This is a genomic window from Streptomyces sp. YKOK-I1 (genome assembly GCF_054660435.1).
In genome coordinates this window covers 327483-342650 of sequence record NZ_BAAGDR010000001.1, presented here as the reverse complement: position 1 = coordinate 342650, position 15168 = coordinate 327483, and the positions used below count along the sequence as shown (strand labels likewise).

Below are 15168 nucleotides of genomic sequence, written 5' to 3'. Positions count from 1 at the left end.
GTCAGGAATCCCGCGTCCCGTACCGGTCGCTCTCGTTAAGCTGTCCCGATCATGGAGGTGACTGCGGCGAACGAGATGATCACCATTCCGCCGGGGCGGGTGACGCTGTCGGACCGCCGGACGCAGCGCACCTGGTCGGTCGAGCTGGCGTCCTACCGGCTCGCGGCCTTCCCGGTCACCCAGGGGGTGTACGCACAGATCACGGGCCGGAGGCCGAGCGCCGTCCACGGGGACCGGCTGCCCGTCGAGTCCGTCTCCTGGTGGGACGCGGCGCGGTTCTGCAACACCCTGTCCCGGCGTGAAGGGCTGACGCCCGCTTACCACTTCCGCGCGGACGGCGAGGGTGTCGAGTGGGACGCGTCCGCCGGCGGGTACCGGCTGCCGACCGAAGCCGAGTGGGAACACGCCTGCCGTGCCGGGACGACCGGGCCGCGGTACGCGCCGCTCGACGAGATCGCCTGGTACCGCGGAAATTCGCAGGAGCGCATCCACGCCGTGGGCGGCAAACGCCCCAACCCCTGGGGTCTGCACGACATGCTCGGCAACGTCTGGGACTGGTGCTGGGACGTCTACGACGCCGAGGTCTACGGCACCTACCGGGTGCTCCGCGGCGGGGGTTGGTACGACGAGCACTGGAGTTGCCGGGCCTCCGCACGTCGCCGTAGCCACCCGACCTTCCAGGTGGACGACGTGGGGTTCCGCCTCGCGCGCTCCCTCGTGTGACGAACCGTGCGCCTGGACCGGGGAGGGGCCGGGCCGGGTCGGGGATTCCTGGCCCGCAGATCCTGGTAGAACCATGACCGATGGGTATCCGAGAGCGCGAGCGCAAGGTCTACCGTCCGCTGCGGCGGGCCGGCCTCGAAGTGCTCCCGAACACCGTGCCGGACAGCGTGATGCCGTTCGTCTTCGGATACCGTGCCGAGGACGTCGTCGGCGGCTTCTCCCACCGGTACGACACCCCACGGCTTGTCGAGCGTCTCAACGAGGACTGGTACGACCTCGCGGTCTCGTCGGGTCTTCTCGACCAGCGGCGCGAGTTCCTCGTCCAGCTTCCCCGCGGCGCCCTCACGCACCGGGCCTTCCTGCAGAACCTGCACAGTGGCCGCCGTGCCGCACCGACGGTCTGGACCCGGGTCCGGCTCCTGGACCGCTGGGACATCATGGGCCGGGGCGCGGCATCGGCGTTCCTCGGCGTACACGCCGGCCACCCGGGCTTCGGCATGATGGCTCTCGACGGCAGTGTGTACGTCACGGCCTCGACGGGCGAGATCGGTGTCGATGTGCTCGCGGTCGGCCACCCGGACCGCTCGGAGAACATCCTGCGGTACGTGGAATCGTTCGCGCTTCGGGACAGTCCCTCCCGCGACCGCGCGTTGCAGGAGCGGATCATGGTCTGGCTCGCGGGCCGCGCACCGAGTGCCGTCGGCCGTTCGGACCGATGACGACGCGGCCCGGTGGCCGAGGCCGGCACGGTTGTCGCCGACCAGCTGATCATGCGACCACGCCCAGCGGGAAGAGCCGTTGCGGGTCAGGACGTTGGTGACGGTGCATAGTGGTGGGCCAGACAGGTGGCGAGGTCGCGCAGGTGAGCCCTGGCTTCGGTGGGGCCGTGCACGGTGACGGCGCTCCCGAACGGCAGGAGTGCCCGCACGTCCTCCAGATGCAGGAAGCGGATCGTCACCCTGCGGCCGGTGGCGGATTCTTCATGGTCGTCCGGGACGAGTCGTAGGCCGAAGATCCGTTGCGCTCGCTCGATCTGGGTCGGGTCGATGGTGGCGCTGACCTCTATCGCGTGGTGGTGCTCCCACTGCTCCATGAGCGCTGCGGCGACGGTGGCCAGGGTCTGGCTCTCGCGGATCCGTCGTGGCTGGTCGACTTCTTTCCACGTCGTGATCCGTTCGAGTCGGTACATCCGAGGCACTCGGGCGCGGTCGGCGACGAGGTACCAGATGCCGGCCTTGGCGAACAGCCCGTAGGGATCCACGACCAGGTCGCGTGGGCATGACGCGCGTGGGCTGTCGTACTCGATCCGTAGCCGGCGACCTCGCCGCACCACGCCGATCAGCGAAGCCGCAGTCGTGCCGGAAGCTCGTGCCTGACGCCAGGGACGGCTGTCCACGTGCACCACGTCGGTGAGCGGCAGGAGCCCACGAGCTCGACGTGGCTGTGCAGCGGCGATCTTGGAGAGCGCGCGCCGGCTTTCGGCCGATGCGTCGAGCTCCGCACGTTGCCTCTCATCCAGCCCGGTGAGCGACAGATGATCCAGCTCGCCTGGTGTGAGTCGCCTGAGGTCGAGTCCGGCCCCGGGCAGCATGGTCACGCCTCCGAGGCGGCCCCGGTGTGCGGTCACCGGCAGACCGGCGTCGCGGAGCCAGTTCAGGTCTCGGGTGATGGTGCGAAGGGACACCCCGAGCGCTGATGCGAGTTCCTGTGTGGTCACGGCATCCCTCGAGGTGAGGAGCAGCATCAGGGTGAAGAAGCGGTCTGGGGTCACACACCAATTTTTTCAGGAATGGCGACACGATGCGGCGCATATCCCGGTCAGGCTGGCGGATGCGTACCTACGACCTGTGAGAAGGAACAACCATGACCACATCCGTCGTGTCCATCGTCTACGTGAACGACGCTCCCGCCGCAGCCCGTTTCTACGGCGACCTCCTCGGCATGAGCCCCTCGTTCGAGACTTCGGGATACGTCACCTTCGACCTCGGGCCGGGCGCTGACCTCGGTCTGTGGTCCGGCCAGTTCGAGGATCTGTCACCGGACGTCCCGCGCACCAGTGAGGTGTGCCTGGCCGTCGACGGTGGACCCGACGAGCTCAACGCGACCTTTGAGCAGTGGAATTCCAAGGGGATCACGATCCTGCGCGAGCCTCATGATGCGGGGTTCGGGCTGACCTTCCTCGCAGCCGATCCTGACGGGAACCGTATCCGCGTCGCACCGCGGGGCTGAAGGCCGCAATGCGGCAGGCGCGCACGACAGGTGTCGCGCCTGCCGTCGCCCGACTTCAAGAGGACGACGGGTGTTCCCCACGCGAATCCGCCCCTGAGCGTCGAGGGCCGCGGTCGGCTCATGAAGCGGTGCCGGACACGTCCCATCGCCCACGTCGCCGCTGAGCTGGGCATCTCTTGTGGGTAAATCGCTGGCGGCTACACCGTGATGCGGGATTGCAGGACCGGCCGTCGAGTCCGCATCGGAGTCCGAACGCGACGCCAGCATGGGTCATCGAACCGCCGGCAGCACGCCTCCGCGAGAGCGCCACCGACGTCGAGCCCACACGCCCTAGCCGGCCCGCCCCTCGAACAGCAGCCGCAGGAATTCCCCGAGCGGCCCCACGATGTCCAGGTCCTGGTCGAGGAGCCACTGCAACTGGAGCCCGCTGAGCACGGCGTGGAACAGGAGCGCGGCACTCTCCGGGCTGACGCCCTCGCGGAGTCCGGCGCGGGACTCCTCGTCGGGGAAGCCGTCGGTGAACTGGGCGCGGCTGCGCTCGTAGCGCTCCACGAAGTACGCGTGCGCCGGATGGTCCGGCCGTGAGGCCGCGGCCGCCAGCTCGATCCACAGGCGCATCAGCTCGGGGGCCTTCTGGTGGTGGCGGACGAGCTCGGCGAGATAGGGCCCGAGCTGTTCGGGACCCCCGACCTGCTCCAGTCCCTGCCGCCACTCCTCGGAGTCCCGCTCGGCCAGCACCTCGGCGAGGAGCTCGTCCTTGTTGCGGAAGTGGTGCAGGAGCCCCGCGTGGGTCATCCCGGCGCGTTCCGCGATGTCACGCAGGGAGGCCTGGGCGTAACCGTGCTCGGCGAAGCTGTCGCGCGCCGCCCGGACGATCTCCGCCCTGCGGGCCGGTGTCCTGGAGTACGGTCCCCGCGCTCTGCCCTGGCCCACGCTGCGCTCACCCTCCTCGACGAAACGGCCCCGCTCGCGGACGGCAAGCCCGGCAGGACCCGTACCGAACCATTGTGCTCCGCCCGGCCGATTCGTAAGCTAACCACTTGGAAGGTATTGAAACGTTTCAGCGCAACTCATGCGCCTCAGCGCGTTTCAGCTCCCCCTTCCGCTCACGAAAGGAACGATCCCGTGGACGAGGACTACAGAAGCGGGCCGAGCCGTCGGCACCTGCTCGGCATCATCACCGCGGCGGCAGCGGGAGCCGCCCTCCCGCTCTCCGCCGCATCGGAGGCCCGGGCGTCCGGCGCACGTGCCGCCGCGCCCGCACGCCTGCGGGTCAACCTCCGTACCGCACCGCTGGGCACCGAGACCGCACCGGCCTTCACCTGGGTGCCCCCGGTCGCCCGCCAGTCCGCCTACGAGATCCAGGTCGGCACCGCCCCCGGCCGGGCGGACGTCTGGCGCAGCGGCCGGGTGGCAGGCTCCGCCAGCACCGAAGTCCCGTACGGGGGCGGGGCGCTGCGGTCGGGGCGGGCGTACCACTGGCGGGTGCGGACCTGGGACGAGAAGGGCGCCCCCGGCCCCTGGAGCGAGTCCGCCGTCTGGGAGACCGGTCTGCTGAAGGGCGAGAAGGACTGGTCGGGCGCGCGGTGGATCGGCGGAAGGCAGCCGCAGGACCACGACTGGGAGGACCTGACCGCGACCGTCGTCTTCCGGGGCGGCGCGGACGCCACGAACGGCCTGTCCCTCCTGCTGCGCGCCGAACCCATCGGCAAGACCTGGGGCGAGGGCCTGAACTGGACCGTCCGCCGGTCCGGCGACGCCATGCAGCTGGTCATGAGGACCAGCCACTACGCAGGCAACACCTGGGTCGACGACGGCACCTCCGAGCCCGACTGGGGCGTGAACCACTACGACCCCCAGAGCGAGACCAACCCCACCACCGCCGGCACCCGCAGCGTCCCCGTCGCCACGGTCGTACTCCCCGCCGCGGCCGGCCTGACCAAGGACACCTGGGCCACCCGCGACCACACGGTCCAGGTCAGCGCCCGGGGCCTGACCGTCACCACCACCGTCAACGGCGTCGAGGTCGACAGCCGCACCCTCACCGGCGACCAGATCCGCCGCCACGGCAGCTTCGGCTTCGCGGGCGGGACCGACGCCACGATCCGCTCCGTCAGGGTGACCGGCACCGGCGCCCCCGACTTCTCCGCCGACCTCACCACCGGCGCCAACCCCTTCGAGGCCGGCATCGGCACCCTCGCCGGGCTGACCTTCCCGCCGAAGAACCCCTACATCCCGTCCAAGAACGCGATCCTGCCCCTCGCCAACCCGGCCCCCGTGCTCCGCCGCGCCTTCACCCTGCCCCGGGGCCGCCGCATCGCCGGGGCCCGGCTCTACCTCAGCGCCGCCGGAAACGTCACCCTCACCGTCAACGGCGGCCCGCTCACCGTCGACGGCGGGCCGGCAGACCGCGACCGCACCAACGTGCCCCGCCTGCTGACCGACCAGAGCACCTACGACCGTACGGTCCTCTACGACACCTTCGACGTCACCGCCCTGCTGCGGGCCGGCCGCGAGAACGTGGTCGCCGCCGAACTCGGCCGGGGCTGGTACGGAGTGACGACGCCGCAGGAGTGGTACTGGCAGCTCGCCCCCTACAGCGGCGCCCCGCGCCTGCGCGCCAAGCTCGTCGTGACGTACACCGACGGCTCCGCCACCACCGTCGTCACCGACGAGGCATGGCTCACCGCGGACGGACCGACGACCTTCGACTCGGTGTACTCGGGCGAGAAGTACGACGCCCGCCGGGCCGAGGAACTGGGGGAGTGGCGCTCGGCCGGCCACCGCCCCGGCCGTGACTGGCGTCCGGCCACCGTGCTGATCCCGCCGGGCAGTTGTGCCGGTCCCGCCCCGCAACACCATGGGGCGCTGCCCGCGACGACGGTCCCCGACGGGTTCAGGCCCGCCGCCGTGCGCGCGCACGAGGCGGAGCCGGTGCTGGTCAACCAGGTCCTCCGCCCGGTGGCGCTCACCGAGACGGCGCCCGGATCGGGCATCTGGGTCCTGGACTACGGCCAGATCGTGACCGGCCTCGTCCGGCTCTCCCTCACCGGTGTGCGCCCCGGGAAGGCGGGGCTCACCCTGCGCATTCGCGGCGGCAACCGTGTGACCGGCGGCGACGGCAGCAGCGCCGCCCCGCTCTCCGTGGAGGAGGAGAACTTCCAGCACGACGCCAACCTCCAGACGCACTACTACACCCTGGGCGGACGGCCGACGCAGACCTGGGAACAGCAGTTCAGCCACTTCGGGTTCCGCTATCTGGAGGTCATGAACCTCGAGGCCGTCCTCGGACGGGCCCCCGACCTGAAGCGGGACGCGTCCGTCCTGACCGTCGGTGTCGCCCGCTCCGGCTTCGCCCGCACCGGCACCTTCACCACCGACAACGCCCTGCTCAACCGCCTTCAGCGCAACCTGGAGTGGGCGGAGCAGAACAACCTCGTCCAGAAGCCCACCGACACCCCCTCCCGTGAGAAGAACGGCTGGACCGGGGACGCCATGGCCAGCTCCGAGTCGGAGTCCCTCACCTGGGACGTCAACGCGCTGCTCACCACCTACCTCCGTCATTTCCCCGACACCCAGATCTCCACCGGCCAGCTGCCGATGTTCGTCCCCATCGCCAAGGGCGGCTACGGCTACGACCACACCCCCGGCTGGAACGCCGCGTGGAAGGCCGTACCCGCCTGGGACTCGGCGTACTTCGTCATCCCCAGGGAGCTCTACGCCTACTACGGCAACAGCAGTCTCTTCGAGGAGCTGTACAACCACCAGGACACCCTGCTCCGGTCCTACGAGACCCTGTTCACCGCCGCGAACGACTACACGTTCGAGGCCTCCCTCGGCGCCTACTCCGGTGCCGAGGCCCCCGGCAGCAACGCCGTCATCAGCCTCGCCTTCTACATCCACTTCTGCGACTACATGGACGAGGTGGGCCGTCTCCTCGGCCGCACCGGACGGGCCGCCCACTACGCCCGGCTGGCACGCACCCTGCGCAAGGCGTTCATCGTCAACTACTGGGACGCCTCCCAGGGGCACTTCACCCAGGGCAGCATCTCCAGCGAGAACACCCTGGCCCTCGCCTTCGACCTGGTCCCCGGCTCGGACCTGCTCCCCGACGACCCCCGCCACCTGCCCGGCAGCCGGACGCTCGCCGAGAACGAGAAGGCACTCGCGAAGCTGCTCGCCGACCGCATCACGGCCGCCGACCGGCACCTCCAGAACGACATGTACGGCTCGCGCTACGAGTTCAGCATCCTCAGCCGCTACGGCTACACGGACCTCGCGCTGCAGGCCGTCACCCAGACCGGCACGCCCGGCTACGTGTACCAGATCGCCAAGGGCGCGACCTCGCTGTGGGAGCAGTGGACCGACCGGCTCTCGGTCGACCACCACTACCGCTCCAACGTGGCCACCTGGTTCTACCAGGGCCTGGCCGGCATCATGCCGACCGCGACCGCCTACGCGTCGCTGCGGATCCGCCCGTACATCCCCACGGTCGCCGTCAACAGCCGGGTGCCGAAGGACACCTCGGACACCGACCTCGCACCCGCGACCCTCGACCACGTCGGCGCCACGATCGACACCGTGCGCGGCACGGTGTCGTCGCGGTGGCGGCGCCGCGCGGACCGCAGGATCGAGCTCACAGTGACCGTCCCCGGCAACACCGAGGCCGAGATCTGGGTCCCGACCCGGGACCAGCCCGTCATCGCGCCCCGGGGGGTCACCTTCCTCCGCGACGACACCTCGGGCGGTGCCGCCTACAAGGTCTACCAGGCCTACGCGGGTTCGTACCACTTCAACGCCGGCTGACCCCGCCCGCCCCCGGGCTGTGCCGGCCCTGGTCCGCGATACCCGGGGGCGCGTCGTCGTAGACCCCCGAACACGCATGTTGTGCAATGCGAAATTTTGTGTTGCAGACGTGGTGGGCGGCCGCGTGCACCTCCTACGTTCCCCTCTCAACAGACCGGTCCTCACCGGTGCTGGTCCTCCCCCACACCCCTCTCCAACCCACCTCCGAGGGATTCGAGGAACTTCGATGAACGCACGTTCCGTCCGTGGTGCGGTGGCGGTCGCCGCCTCCCTCTGTGCGCTGACCGGGGTCACCGCGTGCGACGTCCAGTCCGGCAGCGACACCGCAGCCGGTGCCGACGTCAGCGCCGGGGCCTCCGGCGCGCAGGCCAAGGACCTCAAGGTCGGCTGGTCGACCATCTACCTCACGCCGTCCTGGATGCAGCAGACGCTGAAGATGCTCCAGACGGACGTCGACAAGCTGAAGGCGAGCGGCAAGGTGTCCGCGTTCAAGACCTTCAACGCCAACGGCGACACCTCGCAGCAGATCGCACAGATCCGCGCCATGATCCAGCAGAAGTACGACGTGATCCTCGTCGACGCCGGATCGTCCACCGCGCTCAATCCGGCGCTGGAGCAGGCCGTCGCCGCCGGGATCACCGTCGTCGCGTTCGACTCGCTGCCCACCAGTACCAAGGTCGTCCGGGTCGGGACCGACCAGAAGGCCTGGGGCTCGATGATGGCCACCTGGCTGGCCAAGAAGCTGGACGGCAAGGGCAGCGTCATCGCCATGAACGGACCCGCCGGGGTGGCCGTCAGCGAGGACCGCTGGTCCGGGGCCGAGGCGGTGTTCAAGAAGTACCCGGGCATCAAGATCGTCACCAATGTACACAGCGAGTACAACCTGGCCCCGGCCGCACAGGCCTTCGCCGCCGCCTACTCCGCGCACCCGGACATCGACGGCGTCTTCTCGCAGGGCGGCGCGCTGTCCGCGGCGGCGCTCCAGACACTGGTCAAGCAGGACAAGAAGCTCGTCCCGATCACCGGCGAGAACTACAACGGCTTCCTGAAGCTGTGGCAGAGCAAGCAGAAGGAAGGTTTCTCCTCGATCGCCACCGCCCAGCCCAACTACCTCTCCGTGATCGCCCTGGAGGCGGCCGTCGCCCAGCGCGAGGGCATCGCCGTCCCCCAGGACATCGACGTCCCGCTGCCCGAGATCACCGACAGCAACCTCGCCCAGTACGCCAAGCCCGACCAGCCGGACGACTCCTACCCGATCAACGACATCTCCCAGGCCGAGGTCGACAAGCTCATCGGCAAGTGAGCGGGTGACGACCGTGGCGCTGCTGAGTGTGGAGAAGGTGTCGAAGTCGTTCGCGGGCAACCGGGTGCTCACGGACGTCAGCCTCGAGGTACGGCCCGGAGAGGTGCTGGCCCTCGTCGGGGAGAACGGGGCGGGCAAGTCCACGGTGCTCTCCCTGATCACCGGGCTGCTGGCACCCGACACAGGCAGCGTCGTCCTCGACGGCGCACCCGTCGCCCGGGCGTGGTCTCCCCACCGCGCCCGGGCCGCCGGGATCGGCTCCGTGCACCAGGAGCTGAGCCTGAATCCGCACCGCAGCGTCGCGGAGAACGTCTTCCTCGGGGCCTGGCCCTCCCGATGGGGACTGGTCCGGCAGCGCGACCTCGCGGCCCGGGCCGAGCCGCTGCTCGCGCGGGTCGGCCTCGACATCGACCCGCGCACCCCGGTCGGACGGCTGCCGCTCGGCCGGCAGCAACTCGTCGAACTGGCCAAGGCGCTGGCCGGCGAGCCCCGGCTGCTCATCCTGGACGAGGCCACCTCCGCGCTGGACGAGGACCAGGTGGCCGCCGTCTTCCGGGTGATCCGCACGCTGCGCGAACAAGGCGGCTCGGTGATCTTCGTGAGCCATCGCATGGCCGAACTCTTCGCCGTCGCCGACCGGCTGACGGTCCTGAAGGACGGCGCGGTCACCGCGACCCGGGAACGGCAGGAGACGGATCACGACGACATCGTGCGGCTGATGGTCGGTCGGGAGCTGTCCGACCTCTTCCCGGCCAAGGCGGCTTCCCCGAGCGGCGAACCCCTGCTCCGGGCGCGCGGTCTCACCGTCCCCCGCGCCTGCTCCGGCATCGACCTCGACCTGGTCCCCGGACGGATCACCGGACTCGGCGGCCTCCAGGGCCAGGGACAGCGGGAGGTGCTGCGGGCCCTGTTCGGGCTCGCCCGGCACACCGGCGCCCTCACCCTGGACGGACGCCCGGTCCGGCTCTCCTCGCCGCGCGACGCGATCCGGCACCGGATCGCGTACGTGCCCGAGGACCGCAAGCTCGAAGGCGTGCACACCGTACGCAGTGTGCGCGACAACCTCGCGCTGCCCGGCATGCGCGCGCTCGCCCCGGCCCGCCGCCTCACCACCGTCTCCCGCAGCGCCGAGAGCGCGCTCGTCGAGGAACTGATCGGACGGCTGCGCATCAAGGCCGCCTCACCCGCCCAGGAGGCCCGCCGGCTCTCCGGCGGCAACCAGCAGAAGGTCGCGCTGGCGAAATGGCTGCCCACCGGGCCGCGCGTCCTGCTGCTGGCCGAGCCGACCCGGGGCATCGACATCGGGACGAAACGCGAGATCTACCATCTGCTGCGCCGCCTGGCCGACGACGGACTCGCGGTACTCGTCACCTCCGGAGACACCATGGAACTGGTCGGCCTGTGCGACGAGGTCGCCGTCCTGTACGAGGGGACGGTCGTGGACCGGCTGAGCGGCCCCGAGCTGACCGAGGAACGCCTGGTCAGAGCGTCGGTCATGGGCACCGGGAGCGTGGTCCGTGCGTGACCGCGCCCTGGCCGCCGCGCGCGGCAACACCGACCTCCTCGCCCTCGCCGTCCTCCTGCTGGCCCTGCTCACCGCCTACCAGCACTACGACTCCAGCCTGTTCACCCCCGCCTCCGTCACCATCCTCTCCGCGCAGTTCCTGCCGCTGATCCTCGCCGCCGCCGGGCAGACGACCGTGATGCTGCTCGGCGGGATCGACCTCTCGCTGGGCGCCGTGCTCGGGCTCGCCATGGCCGTGTTCGCCACCCACGACGCCCGGGGCACCGGCGGAGTGATCGCGGCGGCACTGCTCGCGCTGGCCGTGGCCGTCGCCGCCGGAGCAGCCAACGGCACACTCGTCGCGTACGCCGGACTGCCCCCGATCGTGGTGACCCTCGCCGCCTCCTTCCTCTGGGGCGGGGTCACCCTGGTCGTCCTGCCCCAGCCGGGCGGCGAAGTACCCGCCGGGCTGGTGAACGCGTACAACAACGGCTGGTACGGGATCGCCCTGCCGGCCGTCGCCCTCGGGGTCGTCCTCGCCGGGTGGAAGCTGCTGCGCACCACCCGGCGCGGACTCGCGCTCTACGCCGTCGGCGGGAACGAGCACGGCGCCTACGCCGGCGGACTGCACACCCGGGGCGTGAAGATCTCGGGCTACGCCCTCGCCGGGGCGTTCACCGGACTCGCCGGGATCGGCCTGGCGGTCCAGACCGGCTCGGCGGACCCGACCATCGGCGCCCCCTACACCCTCAACTCCATCGCCGCCTCCGTCCTCGGCGGCATCAGCTTCTTCGGCGGGGTCGGCCGGATGCGCGGCACGGTCCTGGGCGCCCTCGTCATCGGACTGCTCACCAACCTGCTCCTGTTCACCGGGATCTCGCCGTTCTACCAGCTCATCCTGCAAGGCGTGATCCTCGTCGTCGCGCTCACCCTGAAGACGTACCTCACGAGGGAGGCCGCCGTATGAGCAGCCCTGTACCGGTGGCCGCGCTGCGCGCCAACCGTGCGGCCTGGGCGTTCGGCGTACTGGCCCTGACCTGGATCGCGGCGGTGCTGTTCGCGGACGGCTTCGACACCGTCTCCAGCTTCCGCTACCTGGTGCAGACGGCGTCCTTCCTGGGCATCGTCGCGGTCGGCCAGACGCTGGTCGTGATGATGAGCGGCATCGACCTGTCGGTGTCGGGCGTGGTCGCGCTGTCGGCGGTGGTGTGCGCCAAGGTCGCCTCCGGCGGGGGCGGGGCCACCGGCATCGCCGCCGCGCTGGCGCTCAGCGCGCTGGTCGGTGTCGTCAACGCGGCCGGCGTGGTCTGGCTGCGCGTCCCGCCGATGGTGATGACCCTCGCCACCGGCACGATCCTCTCCGGCGCCCTGCTCGTCTACACGGACGGCTCCCCGAGCTCGGCCCGGGTGCCGCTGCTGGACTCGCTCGCAGGCGGCCGGGTCCTGGGCGTGCCCTGGGCCTTCGTGCTGTGGCTGGCGATCGCGGCCGCGGCGTGCTGGCTGCTGCACCTCTCCCGCACCGGCCGGTACGCCTTCGCGCTCGGCGCCGGCGAGGACGCCGCCCGGGCCTCCGGGGTACCGCTGGTCTCCACCGCCTTCACCGCCTACACGGTGTGCGCGCTGCTGGCCGGGGTGGCCGGTCTGGTGCTGCTCGGCTTCACCGGCACCAGCTCGCTCACCATGGGCAACCCCTACCAGCTGCTGTCCATCGCCTCGGTCGTGCTCGGCGGCACCTCCATCCTCGGCGGACGCGGCCACCTCCTCGGCACGGTCGGCGGCGCCCTGCTGCTCACCCTGCTGACGGCCCTGCTGACCTCCTGGAACCTCTCGGAGGGCGTACGGCAGGTCGTGCTCGGTGTGCTGATCATCGGTCTGCTGCTGGTCTACGCGAGGGAGCGCCGTACATGAGCACGGGAGTGGCACTGCTCCGCGACCTGGTGCGGATCCCGTCCGTCAACCCCCGCGGCGGGGCGGGCGACGGGGGAGAGACGGCCGTCGCGCGGTACGTACGGCACTGGCTGGGGCGGCACGGCATCGAGGCGCGACTGCACGAGGTGCTGCCCGGGCGGCACAACGTCGTGGCCGTCGTCCCGGGACAGCGCCCCGAGGCCGTCGTCCTGGTGTCGCATCTGGACACGGTCGAGACGGACGGAATGACCGTCGAACCCCACGCCGGCGGGATCCGGGACGGACGGCTGTACGGGCGGGGCGCGTGCGACGCCAAGGGACCGCTGACGGCGTTCCTGCTCGCCCTCGCCGAACTCGCCGCCGGTGAGCCGCCACCGCGCACGGTGGTGCTCGCCGGGGTGTGCGACGAGGAACACGCCTACCGGGGCGTGCTGGGCCTGCTGGACACACTCGCGGACCGAACGGTCGTGGGCGCGGTCGTCGGCGAGCCGACCGGACTGGTCCCGGCGATCGCGCACAAGGGGGTCGTCCGCTACACCGTACGGACCACCGGCCGGGCCGGACACAGTTCCCGGCCCGAGGAGACCGTGAACGCCATCGCGCTGATGGCGCCGGTCGTCGCCCATCTCGCCGCGACCGCGCCGGCCGTCGCCCCGCATCCGCTGCTCGGCCCCGCCACCCGGTCGGTCACCCGGATCCGGGGCGGCACCGGACCCAACACCATTCCCGGAGTCTGCGAGGCGGACGTCGACCGGCGCACCCTGCCCGGCGAGGACCCGGACACCGTATGGCGCGCCGACCGGGCCGAACTGGCCGCGCTCGGCGCGGAGGTGGACCCGCCGTTCACCGTGGATCCGGCCCTGGACACCCCGGCCGACGCGGAGGTCGTCACCGCGCTGTGCCACGCCCTCGACCGGCACGGCCGCCCGGCCGGGGCGCGGGGCATGCCGTTCGGGACGGACGCCAGCAAACTCGCCCGCGCCGGGATCCCGTCGGTGGTCTTCGGACCCGGCTCGGTCGCGGACGCGCACGCGGCCGCGGAGTCGGTGGACCTCGCGGAGGTGGCGCTGGCGGCGCGGGTGGTCGTGACCGCGCTGGCGGGAGGGCCGTCGTGACCGCGCGGACAGGGCGGACGGCGCGGACAGGAGGGGCCGGCGTACGGCTGACCGAGCACGTCACGCTCGTCGCGAGCGGTGCGGCCGGGTTCGACCTCACCGATCCGCTGGACTGCCATGCCTACCTCGTACGGGGCGGTCGGCGCAGCGCGCTGATCGACGCGGGAGCCGGGCGCACCCCGCTAGCCCTCCCCGCACCACCGGACCTGCTCCTCCTCACCCACGGCCACGCCGACCACGCGGGCGGAGCGGCCACGCTCACCGCCACGTGGCCGGCGCTGCGGGTGCTGGCCGGGGCGGCGGCCGTGCCATGGATCGCGGCAGGCGACGAGGCCGGCCTCAGCGTCGACCGGGGCAGGGCCGCCGGGGTCTACCCCGACGACTACAGCTTCGCGCCCTGTCCGTCGGCCGAAGCCGTCACCGACGGCGAGGAGTTCGACCTGGGCGGCGGCGTCGTACTGCGCGCGGTCGCGACCCCCGGCCACGCCGACGGCCATGTCTGCTACCACCTGCGCACCCCCGGCCACCGAGCGCTGTTCTCCGGCGACTGCGTCTTCACCGGGGGCCGGATCTCCCTGCAGAATCTGCACGACAGCCGGGTGCCCGAGTACGCGGCCAGTCTGACCACCCTGGCCGCGCTCGACGTCGACGCGCTGTTCCCGGGCCACCACGAGATCTCACTCGCCCGCGCCGGGCGCCATCTGGCCGCCGCCCGCGACACCGTCGCCCGCGGACTGCTGCCGAGGAGCACGACATGACGACCACACCGGCGGCCCGCCGCAACCAGTCCTCCTCGCTGCGCCGCGCCCTCACCGTCCTGGAACACATCCGCGACCACGCGGGCAGCGGCCGGGGCATCTCCCTCACCCGGCTCGCCGACGAACTCGGCATCAACAAGAGCACCGTGCTCCGGCTCGCCGCGCCGCTCATGGAGGCCGACCTGCTGGTGCGCGACCGGGAGACGGGCTGGTTCCGCCTCGGCCACGGCACCCTCCGGCTCGGGCAGGCCTACCTCTCCTCGCTGGACCTGAGGACCGTGGCGACCGAGCCGCTCCGGCTGCTCCAGCACGCGGTCGGGGAGACCTGCCACCTCGTGGTGTACGACACGCCGGACGTCGTCTACATCGACAAGGTGGAGAACGAGACCAACGTCCGGATGGCCTCCCGGGTCGGCAGCCGGGTCCCCGCCTACCGCACCGCCGTCGGCAAGGCCATCCTCGCCTGGCTGGGCGAGGAGGAGGTCCAGGCCGTGGTCGCCGCCGGGATGCCTCCGGTCACCCAGCACACCACCACCGACCCGCAGCGGCTGCGCGCCGAACTCGACCGGGTCCGGCGGCAGGGCTACGCCATCGACGACCGCGAGAACGAGCCGGAGGTGCGGTGCGTCGCCGCGCCGGTCTTCGACCACACCGACGCGGCGGTCGGCGCCGTCAGCGTCTCCGGCCTCACCACCCGGATGACCCCGGCGCGGGTCCGCGAGGTCGGCCCGATGGTCGTCCGGACCGGCCTGGACATCTCCCACGTCCTCGGCTCGCCGCGCGTGCGGGACGGCAACGGCAACGGAAACGGCCACTGACACC

Annotated in this window: 13 protein-coding genes; 11 read left to right on the top strand and 2 right to left on the bottom strand. The window is 71.5% G+C overall.

Annotated features, from left to right (window positions below; all coding sequences use genetic code 11):
* Nucleotides 1–51 precede the first annotated feature (51 nt).
* Nucleotides 52–723, top strand: a complete 672-nt coding sequence (locus tag ACYQ8Q_RS01585) for a formylglycine-generating enzyme family protein (protein WP_460061057.1) — start codon at nucleotides 52–54, stop codon at nucleotides 721–723.
* A gap of 80 nt (nucleotides 724–803) precedes the next feature.
* Complete coding sequence (locus ACYQ8Q_RS01580) at nucleotides 804–1442, top strand: hypothetical protein (protein WP_460061055.1); 639 nt, start codon at nucleotides 804–806, stop codon at nucleotides 1440–1442.
* Nucleotides 1443–1528: 86 nt separating this feature from the next.
* Here the strand turns inward: ACYQ8Q_RS01580 and ACYQ8Q_RS01575 are convergent, their stop codons facing one another.
* Nucleotides 1529–2494: a helix-turn-helix transcriptional regulator gene (locus ACYQ8Q_RS01575; RefSeq protein WP_460061054.1), complete on the bottom strand. Its 966-nt coding sequence runs from the start codon at nucleotides 2492–2494 to the stop codon at nucleotides 1529–1531.
* A 92-nt stretch (nucleotides 2495–2586) separates the two neighbouring features.
* Between ACYQ8Q_RS01575 and ACYQ8Q_RS01570 the strand changes: the two genes are divergently transcribed.
* The gene (locus ACYQ8Q_RS01570; protein WP_460061052.1) at nucleotides 2587–2952 is read left to right on the top strand and encodes a VOC family protein; all 366 of its coding nucleotides are present in this window, start codon (nucleotides 2587–2589) and stop codon (nucleotides 2950–2952) included.
* 330 nt (nucleotides 2953–3282) lie between these two features.
* On the opposite strand, the gene ACYQ8Q_RS01565 is transcribed toward ACYQ8Q_RS01570, so the two are convergent.
* The gene (locus ACYQ8Q_RS01565; protein ID WP_460061050.1) at nucleotides 3283–3885 is read right to left on the bottom strand and encodes a TetR/AcrR family transcriptional regulator; all 603 of its coding nucleotides are present in this window, start codon (nucleotides 3883–3885) and stop codon (nucleotides 3283–3285) included.
* A 192-nt stretch (nucleotides 3886–4077) separates the two neighbouring features.
* On the opposite strand from ACYQ8Q_RS01565, the gene ACYQ8Q_RS01560 reads away from it, so the two are divergent.
* From ACYQ8Q_RS01560 to ACYQ8Q_RS01525, 8 genes are all read left to right on the top strand, one after another.
* Nucleotides 4078–7758: a family 78 glycoside hydrolase catalytic domain gene (locus tag ACYQ8Q_RS01560; protein ID WP_460061048.1), complete on the top strand. Its 3681-nt coding sequence runs from the start codon at nucleotides 4078–4080 to the stop codon at nucleotides 7756–7758.
* Nucleotides 7759–7984: 226 nt separating this feature from the next.
* Nucleotides 7985–9061: a substrate-binding domain-containing protein gene (locus tag ACYQ8Q_RS01555; protein WP_460061045.1), complete on the top strand. Its 1077-nt coding sequence runs from the start codon at nucleotides 7985–7987 to the stop codon at nucleotides 9059–9061.
* A 13-nt stretch (nucleotides 9062–9074) separates the two neighbouring features.
* On the top strand, nucleotides 9075–10586 hold the full coding sequence (locus ACYQ8Q_RS01550) for a sugar ABC transporter ATP-binding protein (RefSeq protein ID WP_460061043.1): 1512 nt from the start codon (nucleotides 9075–9077) through the stop codon (nucleotides 10584–10586).
* Complete coding sequence (locus ACYQ8Q_RS01545) at nucleotides 10579–11532, top strand: ABC transporter permease (protein WP_460061041.1); 954 nt, start codon at nucleotides 10579–10581, stop codon at nucleotides 11530–11532. Before ACYQ8Q_RS01550 ends, ACYQ8Q_RS01545 begins: the two co-directional genes overlap by 8 nt.
* Nucleotides 11529–12473, top strand: a complete 945-nt coding sequence (locus ACYQ8Q_RS01540) for an ABC transporter permease (RefSeq protein ID WP_460061038.1) — start codon at nucleotides 11529–11531, stop codon at nucleotides 12471–12473. The genes ACYQ8Q_RS01545 and ACYQ8Q_RS01540 overlap by 4 nt, the downstream gene beginning before the upstream one ends.
* Nucleotides 12470–13588 carry a M20/M25/M40 family metallo-hydrolase gene (locus ACYQ8Q_RS01535; RefSeq protein ID WP_460061036.1) on the top strand — a complete coding sequence of 373 codons (1119 nt, stop codon included), beginning with the start codon at nucleotides 12470–12472 and terminating at the stop codon, nucleotides 13586–13588. The genes ACYQ8Q_RS01540 and ACYQ8Q_RS01535 overlap by 4 nt, the downstream gene beginning before the upstream one ends.
* A complete protein-coding gene (locus ACYQ8Q_RS01530) occupies nucleotides 13585–14346 on the top strand; it encodes an MBL fold metallo-hydrolase (protein WP_460061034.1) in 762 nt (253 codons plus the stop codon). The genes ACYQ8Q_RS01535 and ACYQ8Q_RS01530 overlap by 4 nt, the downstream gene beginning before the upstream one ends.
* A complete protein-coding gene (locus tag ACYQ8Q_RS01525) occupies nucleotides 14343–15164 on the top strand; it encodes an IclR family transcriptional regulator (protein ID WP_460061032.1) in 822 nt (273 codons plus the stop codon). Before ACYQ8Q_RS01530 ends, ACYQ8Q_RS01525 begins: the two co-directional genes overlap by 4 nt.
* Nucleotides 15165–15168 lie beyond the last annotated feature (4 nt).

Bases quoted from the DNA above. Each gene is read 5' to 3' on its own strand.
- ACYQ8Q_RS01580 (WP_460061055.1), top strand. From the start codon at position 804: ATGGGTATCCGAGAGCGCGAGCGCAAGGTCTACCGTCCGCTGCGGCGG.
- ACYQ8Q_RS01555 (WP_460061045.1), top strand. From the start codon at position 7,985: ATGAACGCACGTTCCGTCCGTGGTGCGGTGGCGGTCGCCGCCTCCCTC.
- ACYQ8Q_RS01525 (WP_460061032.1), top strand. From the start codon at position 14,343: ATGACGACCACACCGGCGGCCCGCCGCAACCAGTCCTCCTCGCTGCGC.
- ACYQ8Q_RS01535 (WP_460061036.1), top strand. From the start codon at position 12,470: ATGAGCACGGGAGTGGCACTGCTCCGCGACCTGGTGCGGATCCCGTCC.
- ACYQ8Q_RS01570 (WP_460061052.1), top strand. From the start codon at position 2,587: ATGACCACATCCGTCGTGTCCATCGTCTACGTGAACGACGCTCCCGCC.
- ACYQ8Q_RS01585 (WP_460061057.1), top strand. From the start codon at position 52: ATGGAGGTGACTGCGGCGAACGAGATGATCACCATTCCGCCGGGGCGG.
- ACYQ8Q_RS01540 (WP_460061038.1), top strand. From the start codon at position 11,529: ATGAGCAGCCCTGTACCGGTGGCCGCGCTGCGCGCCAACCGTGCGGCC.